3 protein-coding genes are annotated in these 1,561 nt (G+C 57.3%); 2 read left to right on the plus strand and 1 reads right to left on the minus strand.

The window, feature by feature from the left end:
* The coding region (locus AK963_RS33965; RefSeq protein WP_202969916.1) for a portal protein at nucleotides 1–935 on the plus strand (935 nt) is incomplete at its 5' end.
* A gap of 52 nt (nucleotides 936–987) precedes the next feature.
* Here AK963_RS33965 and AK963_RS33970 read toward each other — a convergent pair.
* Nucleotides 988–1,164, minus strand: a complete 177-nt coding sequence (locus AK963_RS33970) for a hypothetical protein (protein WP_175404718.1) — start codon at nucleotides 1,162–1,164, stop codon at nucleotides 988–990.
* A 44-nt stretch (nucleotides 1,165–1,208) separates the two neighbouring features.
* On the opposite strand from AK963_RS33970, the gene AK963_RS28845 reads away from it, so the two are divergent.
* A partial coding sequence (locus tag AK963_RS28845) for a hypothetical protein (RefSeq protein WP_202969917.1) occupies nucleotides 1,209–1,561 on the plus strand: 353 nt, incomplete at its 3' end.

The following is a 1,561-nucleotide window of genomic DNA, read 5'->3' on the forward strand; positions in this document are numbered from 1 at the left end:
GGCTCAACCCGTTGAAGCCGGAAGCGATCCCCTACAAGTTTGTTCCCTACGAAAGTGTGCTGCACCGGTTCTGGGGCATCGGCATCCCCTACATGATGAACGACAGCCAGGATGTGATGAACTCCACTGGCCGGGCCCTGCTGGACAATGCTGCCCTCACCGCTGGTCCCATGTTCCAGATGGACGTCAGCAAATTTCCGGAAGGGATGAGCCTGGAAGATGCCAAGAAGATCTATCCCTACCGACTCTGGTTTTATGACGGGGAAGCCGGTGAGGGGCCAATGATTCAGGCCATCAATATCCAGAGCAACCAGAAGGATCTTTCCGGTATCTTTGAACTGTTCCGGCGATTTGCGGATGAAGAGACCTCACTGCCCAGCTATACCCACGGCGAACAGACCCAGAGCCTGAACAAAACCGCCAGCGGCATGAGCATGCTGATGACTGCTGCCAATGTGGCCCTGAAAAGCGTGGTAAAAAATATAGACGACTACGCAACGGTGCCCCTGATCGACAGCCTGTTCAATTTCGCCATGCGCTGGAGTGACAGCGAAGACGCCAAGCGGGGCGATCTGGATGTGGTGGCCATGGGCAGTGCTGCACTGGTGGCCAAAGAGCTGCAATCGGAACGGATGATGAATGCCCTGAATGTCAGTATGAACCCGGTACTGGGGCCGATGACCGATCACCGTTACCTGTATAACGAATACCTGAAATCCCTGGATATTGACCCCGATAAAGCCCTGCGCCCTGAGGAAGAACTCTATGCACAACCCACTGCACCTGACCAGCCAGGAGGCGGAGGCGATCCTGCGGCTGGAAGGCAACCCGGATTACCAGACGCTGGTCGAGCACCTGCAACGTCGCCGGGCGGAACTGCTGGAGAAAATGTCCCACGCCCGGGATTCAACGGAATTGCGCATCCTGCAGGGTAAAACTCAGGAACTCAGTGATCTGATGCAACTGGCGCAGCGATCGCGAACCTATTTACGACAATAACTTTCTTCGCTCCCCGCTGTCCGCTCCCCGCTTCCCGTAAAAGCCAAACCAGTATCGTCTTTTACGGGTCGCGGGCAGCGGGGGGCGGGTGGCGAACAATGCCTGAAAGAACATGGACAAGCCCCGAGCCCCACGGACTTTCACAGGCGTAACCAACGTGGACAAGCCAGAGCCCTCAGCGGTTCAGAGTGCCCCACAGGGAGAGTGAAATGGCCATTGATGCCGAAAAACTGGATCAGGAAACCGATGCCGAACTGGCAGCCCTTATGGGTCTGACTACGGACGCCCCTGCCGCTTTTGCAGAGCAAGAGGACGAGCAGGACAAGCAAACCGATCAGAACCCACCCGCTGATGAGCTACCCCCGCCACCCGAACCGGAGTCGGACGCTGATGACGAACCGTCAGAGCCGCCTGCTCCAGCATCCAATGACGATGACGGTGAAGACTGGCAGGACAAGTACACCAAGGCGGAAGAGTCCCGCAAGAACGCCCATGCCCTGATGACTCAGGCCACCCAGAAAGCCGCTGACCTGGAGCGGAGCAATACCGAGCTTCAGCAGCA

The organism is Endozoicomonas atrinae, assembly GCF_001647025.1.
In the GTDB taxonomy this organism is placed as follows: Bacteria; Pseudomonadota; Gammaproteobacteria; order Pseudomonadales; family Endozoicomonadaceae; genus Endozoicomonas; species Endozoicomonas atrinae.